4 protein-coding genes and 1 pseudogene are annotated in these 9,027 nt (G+C 38.9%); all 5 read left to right on the top strand.

The window, feature by feature from the left end; genetic code table 11:
• Positions 1–492: 492 nt before the first annotated feature.
• Positions 493–751: pseudogene (locus tag HMPREF0083_RS29390) on the top strand (IS3 family transposase); the annotation flags it as partial.
• A gap of 143 nt (positions 752–894) precedes the next feature.
• Entirely contained in the window at positions 895–1,926 is a 1,032-nt protein-coding gene (locus tag HMPREF0083_RS12810; RefSeq protein WP_021621839.1) for a Wadjet anti-phage system protein JetD domain-containing protein, read from the top strand.
• Positions 1,899–3,413, top strand: a complete 1,515-nt coding sequence (locus HMPREF0083_RS12805) for a hypothetical protein (RefSeq protein ID WP_021621838.1) — start codon at positions 1,899–1,901, stop codon at positions 3,411–3,413. The genes HMPREF0083_RS12810 and HMPREF0083_RS12805 overlap by 28 nt, the downstream gene beginning before the upstream one ends.
• A complete protein-coding gene (locus tag HMPREF0083_RS12800) occupies positions 3,400–4,140 on the top strand; it encodes a DUF6063 family protein (RefSeq protein WP_021621837.1) in 741 nt (246 codons plus the stop codon). The genes HMPREF0083_RS12805 and HMPREF0083_RS12800 overlap by 14 nt, the downstream gene beginning before the upstream one ends.
• Entirely contained in the window at positions 4,103–8,542 is a 4,440-nt protein-coding gene (locus HMPREF0083_RS12795; RefSeq protein WP_021621836.1) for a coiled-coil domain-containing protein, read from the top strand. Before HMPREF0083_RS12800 ends, HMPREF0083_RS12795 begins: the two co-directional genes overlap by 38 nt.
• Positions 8,543–9,027: the final 485 nt, after the last annotated feature.

The following is a 9,027-nucleotide window of genomic DNA, read 5'->3' as shown; positions in this document are numbered from 1 at the left end:
TGCATTGTATTCGTTGCGATGGCAAATTGAAATTCTATGTAAAGTATGGAAGTCGATTTTGATTTCATCGAGTGTTACGTTTAAAATACGAAGTTTCCTTTATCAAAAAGAAAAAAGGAGATCAGTGAATATAAAACCATGTACATTGTGAAAGAAGCGTTACCGAATATTTATATTCACTTGTTTAAAACGCACAAAAAATCACAGCCTTTTTTGATGGTCTGTATGAGCTCATAAGGAAAAATGGTAAAAAATCAAAGAGATGGAATAAGAAGAGCCCCTTTGATATGCTGGAAGCTCTGCCAGGTTGATGCCTGATCGGTTGGTTGATGGCGAATTTTAAAAAGGATAATGCGGGGACTTCTTTGGCATGGAGAAAAATCATGATTGTAGATAAGGAATGGATAAAAGGTTCAAAAGCTTTCAGCTTTTGAACCTTAACTTGATGGCTATGGGGTCACAGACATGACCGGAACCTTACTCCATTCGTAGTACACGTCCCGTTCGTGCAACAAGCGATTAGAACAGGTAGGCATGGTCGGCAGCCACTCTCGCAAAGGAAACTGCCTAGACAACGCCTGTATCGAATCGTTCTTTTCGCATCTCAAAACAGAGAAGCTGTACAGGTCTAAGTGTACGTCAATAGACGAACTTCATCGAGGAATATATTATCTTTTAGAACAAAGAACGGTTCCAGAAAAAACTTGGCTACCTATCCCAAATTGAATATCGAGAAAAGATGGCTACATAAAAAATATAGACTTTTTTAACACCGTCTACTTGACAGGGGTAAGACCACATTTTAATTAATGGATGAGCTTTTTATATTCCAATCTCTTAACATTCTAGTAAAATAAAAATAGAACTCTGTAAAAGTTTAGGAGCGCACATCGAATGGAAACAATCAAAAAGCTGTTATCAATATACCCAAAAAGAACAATTACCTTAACCCAACTTGAAGAGCTAATGAAACCTTATATCGATACATACGGAGAGTTTTCGAATATCATTCTTAACTTAGAGTCAGAAGAGGTATTAGGAATGGTTAAGTCGAAAGGGCGTACAACAAGAACGCCATCCCTTGCTTTGCAGTACCGAATCGATAAGAGATTATTGGCAACTAACCACCACATGGCGCTCCAGCGCTTCCGAAATGTTCTTCATCCGTCTATAAATATTGATGCCTATTACCGCAAAGATCCTTCCATTTGGCAAAGTGACCTACCCTATATTCAGAAAGTGGATGAATACATAAAGAAATATTCCTTTCCAACGGAAAAAGTTCCTGCCCCTGAACGTAGTTTTGAATTAGTAGGGGATGAGAAGTGGGTAGTTGAAAAGAGGGGCAAGGAGCTTCTTGAGCAAATTGGCGTATTCGATAAGCTTAATATTATTCCAGTTTCCGAACCTCTCATGTTTGCCATTAATCCAACGAACATTCAAAACACTACTCAGCTTCACCTTATCGTGGAAAATAAGACAACCTATCAAGGTTTACTGCCGGCTCTGGTGGAGGCTGAATTTTCGACACTTATATATGGATGTGGAAAATCGGTGATTAAGAGCATTGAACAGTTTTCCATTCAATACCCATTAAATGCCCACCACCAGTTTTTTTATTTTGGTGATATTGACCGGGAAGGTTTGTTGATTTGGCACTCTTTAACGAAGAGACAGCCAACATATCTGGCTTTGCCTTTCTATCGTGCTTGTTTAGAAAAAACAGCCGTAGAAGGGAAGGAATATCAGAGAGAGAGCGAGGAAGCGCAAAATTTGTTTCTGAGCTTCTTTCTTCCTGAAGAGCAGGATAAAATCAGAAAACTATTGGCTGAAGGTAAGTACTATCCCCAGGAAACATTAAAGACGGAAGAATTACAGAAGATTTGGAGGGAGTCCGATTGGAAGGCCTTGATATCGATGAGTTAACAAGCGGCTATAGGGAGAGGATGAGAAGGCTTGCTCTTTTTGATACATTATATGAGTTAGACAGAAAGCGTGAACAGGATTTAGAAGGTACGAGTCTTGATATGAAAGGGCTTGGCCTTCTTACTTTATTGTTCTTCTTTGAGCAAAAGCTCATACGGCAATCCAAAACAGGTGTAAAGCAGTTGGCCGCTTTTTTAAAAAATATTTCAGAGCAGCGATATATTTTACCGGAAGATAAATACGAAGATGTTGCAAGAACCATTATTCAAACATTTCGTCCCACAGACGGGAAGAAACGTAGTTATCACTATTATGATTGGGAGGAGAAGACTGAGCAGTCTATCGAATATTCTATCTTGAAAGCGAATAGTTTTGATGTGAAATCAAATACCCAATATTATACGTTAGATGAAGATGGGCTTGAGTTACTGTTTGCAACGAAGGAGTTTTATAGTGAGTTCCAGCTTTCCATTAATCAACTAATTCTAAGAAAACAACTGGATAAGGGTGAGTTTAAAGGAGCCCTTAGACAAATTAATGAGATGCGAATTGATGTGGAGACGTTACAAGAACGAATGGTAAAGCTGAAGCATGAGATTCAGAGAAGCATTGTGTCAGAGGAAACCTTTGAGCGATATAAGCAGCTCCTTGAGGATATTTATGGACGACTTTCACGGGAGGATGAGGAGTTCACGGAGTTACGCCAGTTTGTAAAAGAAACGAGAGAGCGTCTCTACTCCCGAGATGTGCATCAGAAGGAAAAGAAAACCTATGGCTATGTGCTAAAAATTAATCGGGAGCTTGAAGCGGTCCATTATGATCATTCACGTTTGTTAGATCAAACCCTTACGCTGAAAAACACAACGCTCATTACAGCCCAAGAATCCCTTTATTATACAGGTATTCAGTCCTTTAATTTTGATCAGGATTTAGTTTCGCAGATCGTGTCAAGTCCTCTTCCATTAGAGGCTATGAAGGGTGTGCTGCATCCCTTTTTAAAAGTTGAAGAGAATAAACGATGGTCACCCTTAACCGTTTTAGCTGAGCAAAATATTACTGAAGAACGGGAAGAAAAGGTTGAACAAGGGTTTATTGAAGTGGATCTTGATCAGGCAGGAGATCCATACCGAAAAGGGCTTATACGAAAGTATAAAGAATTGATGGAACTTTTCTTGAGCGCATACGAGATGGAGAGAGGTGGCACGCTTTCTGCCTTCATAGACTTTCTTGAGGAGACTGGTCAAGCTTCAGTATATGAGCAGCGTTATTTCTACGATTTTTGGTTGATTCTCCATCAGCGCTCGCCCATTATTCAAGGAAGTGTGGATGAACAGGAAGGAAAGACACTTCTTGGGGATGCACTGGCTCTCATTGGAGATCGGATTTTCACGATAAAAGAAGGAAAAGGGATCATTCAAAAAGTAGGGAGGTATTCTATTCAAGAAATGATTGTGGAATTGGAGGGAGAAGAGGATGAATTATCCTGAGAAAAAAGTGATACAAGCCTTTCAGCTTTATACGGAACTAGCACGAGAGGGGGTCGCAGACATGGAAGCGGTTCAGCAATATAAAACCGATGATGATATTGGCGCCCTACTTGACATCTTCAGTCATGAAGTGGATTGTGTCATTATTTCTACAAGTGAACAAATATTTATGGTGCCAGAAACGAAGCTTTCTACCTTTCATGTGAGTAATGATTGGATTAAGCGTAATTATTTGCGTTCCAGTGCGACTAACGGAGATATTTATCTTTTGTATTTTTCTACCATTGTTTTATTTGGTCGTTTCTATGATACGTATCAAAGTCAAGAGCCTACAAGACAATTCATTCGTTTAGATGAGTGGGTGCATTTTATCCAGGAGAGGATTAATCAGTTGAAATCTTATGATGAGGATGAGCTGAAAGGGTTTGAAAAAGAATTTTCTTATAATTGGTCTTTAATTATTGAGAAATGGGAGGACATGGATGATATAAAGGAAACAGCAAAGAGGCAAAGTGGGAATACGATCAGCCGCTTAAGTTTCATACATACAGTGAAAAGATTTCTAGTTGATCAAGATCTGGTTCAAGAGATTGGAAATGATGAAATTACCTTGACGGAAAAAGCCAAAACGATTATTCAACGTTTCTTTATGGAAGTGGAGTATAACAAGGGGATTTTTGAGTTTATTTATGGATTTGAAAGGGTGGAAGAGAATGCCAGCCATTAGTAAAATTCGGTTAACGAATGTTGTCTATGAAGAAGGAAACAAGCGGTATAACGATGAGCTATTCTTATTTGATGGGCATAACGGCGCTATTTTACTTGAAAATGGCGGCGGAAAAACTGTTCTCATTCAGACAGCTCTACAGGCAATCATTCCCCATACGGATATAGCGGAGCGAAAAATTAAAAACACGCTTCTCCTTGAAAATGCGCCGGCTCATATTGCTATTGAATGGATTACTAATGATCAACCGCGACGATATGTGGTAACGGCTGTGACCCTCTTTATCACCAAGCAAGGCTTAGACTCGTTGCGATACGTTTATGAATATGAAGTAAATGATCCGAATGGAATTGATGGAATTCCTTTTGTCCGGGAAGGGAAAGAAGGAAAGCGAACGGCTGAACGAGGTGAAATGCAGGATTACTATAGTCAAATGCGTGATCGTTCTTTCCTGGCTCATACTTTTCAGACCATTAAGGAGTATCGTACCTTCCTTGAAGACCAGTATCATATCATTTCAGATGAATGGGAGAGTGTGATAAAAATAAATAGCTCTGAAGGTGGAGTGGAAGCCTTCTTCGATGATTGTAAAAATACAAATCAATTGTTTAATCGCCTGCTAATTCCCACTGTAGAAAATTCGATTGCTGGCCACGATAGCAAAATGTTTGCTGATATGTTTGAAAAGCAGTACACAAATTTTAAGCAGTATAAAAAGCTGAAAGAAACTATTGAAGAAAACAAACGGATTCAAGCGGAATTGGAAAAATTCGTTAAAACATTTGAGCAACTCCATCAAAGCAAACTAACCTACGAGAAAATAAAGCAACGAGCCAAAGGTCTATGGGAAGAAACTCAGTTGCAGAAAAGAAAGGCGACAGATGAACAAATAGCTATTTTACAGAAAATAGAGGAGTGGGAGGGAAGGGAACGTAAGCATGGCGTGAAGTCTGCTTCCTACGATATTGCTTTTGAGAAATCAATCCTACGCACGCTAATTCATGACTATAATCAGGAATTTGCTAATTATTCTAAACTCGAAGAAGAACTTGAAGGCTATCAAACTGACTACTACTCTCTCAAACTGGCGGAGCTTAAGGTGGAGCAGAAGAACTTTCAAGATCAAATGAAGCATATTAAAGAGGAAATGAAAAAACTAAATCAAACCGAGGAGCGCCAGGAGCTTGAAGATCAGTTGGAAGAGGCCAAACGCACGTTGCTTGGGTTCTTCATGAGAAAAATGGAAGAAGTAAAGAAAGAAATACAAGGGGTGTCCTTTGAGCTAAATCCTATAAAAGACCAGCTTCAACAAAGTCAAGACACTTTAAAGAGGTTGTGGGAACAAGAAGCCAAGCAGCAAAAGGAGCTTTCTAGGATCGAGAGTCGTCTTGAAACGCGAAAAAAGGATTTGGAGAAGCTAGAGCAACAGCTATTGGCGAATCCAAAGCAAGAACGTGTGCAGGAAGAAATCAATAAATGGAACAAGCGTTATCAGTTTTTGGATAATGAAATTATTCAATTGAATCAGGAGGAAAGAAAAATTCAAATCGAGAGCAAGGAAGCTCAAGGGCACAAAGAAGAGCTTCAAGAAGAGAAAGGCAAACGAGCTCTCAAGTATGAAAAAGTTCTTTATCAGCTTGATGAGATGGAACAAGACCAGAAAGAATTGATTAGGAAACTTGCCTCTGTTCGTCCTCAATGGGCAATTCTTAAGAGTCTATATGACAATGAAAGTACTATTGCTTCAAGGCTTGGAGAAACTGTTGAGAGGCTAACAAATAAAAGGAATCTTTTACTATATCGTGAGCGAATTGCGTATCGTTTTGTAGATGATCATGGAGAACAAAACATTTTTTTTGCGGATGCATTTGTGGAGTCTCAGTTGAAATCCTGGAAAAATCAGTTTGATTATTTAAGCACAGGGATAGAGTATTTGCAGTCCCTTGAAAAGAGTGACTTTGAAGAGAAAAAAAGGTACCCGCTTTGGTCATTAACACTTATTACAACAAATAAATCGAAGCCTCTTTTACGAGAAAAATTAAAGGGTGTAGCAGATCGATTACAATTCCCTATCCATGTGATCACGACAGAAGAAGCGACTATTATTCATAGGGGTCAAGGAAAACATCCGTGGGTAACACCGCTCCATTGGAACAAGGGAATGGAAGACGAAGCTTTCCGGGAATGGAAAGAAGAAATTGCTCAAAGTGCAAAGGACACGACCCTTTTAAGGGAGCAAAAAGAAAAGGAAATAAAAACTTGGGAAAACGTCCTCCAAGCATTTAACAAGTTTATGGAGCAATATTCCTTTGAAAAAATCATGCAGCTAAATGAAGAACGCTCAAATTTAATGATTCAGTTAGAGCAACTCGCACTTAGCATTCAAAAAGAAGACAAACGGATGGAAGAATTGCGCTCCAAGCTTGCGCTTCTAAAAGATACAGTTGACAACTATCAGGACGAAAAGCAAGGACTTGAGTGGAAGATTGATAAAGGAAATAGCTATCTTCAGTATAGTCATGAAGTAGGGGAAGATAGACAGAAAGAACAGCAGCTAAAAGAACAGCTTAAGGCTCTACAAACAGAAGTACATAGTGTGAAACATCGCCATGAGACTCTTATAGAAGATAAAGAAGAAATTGAAGAACGTATTCGTTCCTTAAAAAGTAACTTTAAGATTCTGGAAGAAGATGAAAGCTTTAGTGAGGTCAAAACTTTAACTCCTCTGTTTACGGGTGAAAATAAAAAGACAATTCAAGAGAAAATCAGGACAATAGAGTTTAAAATCCGCCAAATCAATGTGAGTTATGGAGAGTGGAATGCCAGACTTGAAAACGCAAGGCAGAGCATTGAGCGCACTCAGAAGGATCTGGATCAACTTCGAATGGAGCACAGCCAACTTCTTGATGAAAATCGCCTATTTCCAGGTGACGGCAAGCAATGGCTGAAGGATTTATGGGCAAAAGTAAGGAAGTTAGAGCGTCAAGTTACCTCTGTTAATCAAGAGGTACAGCAAAAATTATCAGCAAAGAAAAAGCAAGAAGGAAAGTGTCAAACTAAGATTGAGCAATTCCAAAAAGATTATCCTGATGAAACCATCTACGAATTCACTTCTGCTTTAATAGAAGTAAAGGAGCAATTAAAAGTAGAAAAAACAGGGCTCAGAGAAACAAAAATCTACCTAGAGCAAGAGAAGAAGAGAAATGAACAAGAACTTACCTCCATTAAAGAAGCAGAGCATAGTTTATATCGTTTTATTGAGAAACATTACTTCAATGCACCAGATATTATAGCAATTGGACTAAGCTCAGAAGAAATTCTTGAATTCTCTTACCACCGTAAACGATTTGTCGATTCTATCATTAGGGACCTGGAGAAAACAAGAGGATTGGTAAAAGAAGAGAACGAGAAAGTTGATCGAGAAAAGCAATCCTTTAAACAGTTTTGCCAAACCATTTCAGATGTAAAGATGAGACAAATGGCAGAAAATGGTGTAGAGCACAAACGAACCTATGCAGACTTAGTCGATTTCAAGAAAAACATGCTGATAGGCGTGGAGAGAGCCACCAGCTACGCCAATGAACATATCCGTCAAAAGGATACAGAGCTTCAAGCATTTATCAATCAGGTTCATGCACACTTGAAAACGTTGGTTGAGGAATTAAAGCAAATCCCTAAAAAAACCAGGATAAAAGTGGAAAGTGATTGGAAACAAATTTTTAACTTTTCGATTCCAGAGTGGGAAGAAGAAGAAGGAAAAAGTCGAATTCGTGATTATATTGAATGGATCCTCCAACAGCTAGAATCCGATCGTTTTCTTACTGATCTCGGCATGCAGGACGCTCGAGAAATAAGGAAAGAAATTGAAATGTGGCTTCAATCTAAGCAACTGCTCCAAATGGTCATGAAAAATGAAGTGATGAAAGTGAACTGCCGTAAAGTGACGAATGATAACAAAGTGACGACGAGATCGTATTCCTGGGAACAGAGCAATGTTTGGTCTGGAGGTGAAAAATGGAGTAAGAACATGACTCTTTTCTTGGGGATCTTGAATTATGTGGCCGAGAAAAAGCAACATATTCAACCAAATATGAAACGGCACAGAGCCGTTATCCTAGACAATCCGTTCGGAAAAGCTTCAAGTGACCACGTCTTAACTCCTGTGTTCTTCGTGGCAGAGCAGCTAGGTTTCCAAGTCATTGCCCTAACAGCTCACGCAGAAGGAAAATTCCTTCAAGACTTTTTCCCGGTTATCTATAGCTGTCGCTTACGAGAATCAGCGGACCCTACTAAAAAAGTCATGATCAAAGAAAAATGGCTGCATCATGCCTACTTCCAGGATCATGAGCCAAAATCAATAGATAGACTCGGAGAGATGGAGCAGATGGTGTTGTTTGAGTAGAGAACAGTAGTAAGGCTATATTTGAAAGGTGAAAAGTAAATGGATATAATACTAGATTGAAAATGTAAGAATAAAAAGAGTTGCTGGTGCTGTTAACATCAGGCGACCTGTACTATTCAACGCTACAAGAATAGAGCGACTTTATAGGTTTGTTCAAGAAATAGATCGTGTACTTTTGTGAGGGCAGAAACGCAGCTGAATTTGATCGAAAATCAGCTACAAGCTGTTTGGGAGGAGCTTCGCTTTTTTTATATAGTACATTTTGTGTTTTATTTTGAGCAAGTCTAGTTAATGTGTCGATTTATCAAATCAGATGTATATAGACTGTCCTAAAACTGGTTACCAACTTTAAGTAACATATTGTATCTGCAAAATAAAATCGTTCCTTCAAGCATGGAGAAAAGCAGGTGATAGCACCTGGTTTCATCCGTGCTTTTTCTTTTATTTAGACTCATACCTGTTGATTATCCATAAGGTGGAAGAAA

This window comes from Aneurinibacillus aneurinilyticus ATCC 12856, from assembly GCF_000466385.1.
Lineage (GTDB): Bacteria > Bacillota > Bacilli > Aneurinibacillales > Aneurinibacillaceae > Aneurinibacillus > Aneurinibacillus aneurinilyticus.
This window is presented reverse-complemented; position numbering and strand designations above follow the sequence as displayed.

Excerpts from the sequence above, each read along its gene's own strand:
- HMPREF0083_RS12810 (WP_021621839.1), top strand. The coding sequence starts at position 895 with ATGGAAACAATCAAAAAGCTGTTATCAATATACCCAAAAAGAACAATT.
- HMPREF0083_RS12795 (WP_021621836.1), top strand. The coding sequence starts at position 4,103 with ATGGATTTGAAAGGGTGGAAGAGAATGCCAGCCATTAGTAAAATTCGG.
- HMPREF0083_RS12800 (WP_021621837.1), top strand. The coding sequence starts at position 3,400 with ATGAATTATCCTGAGAAAAAAGTGATACAAGCCTTTCAGCTTTATACG.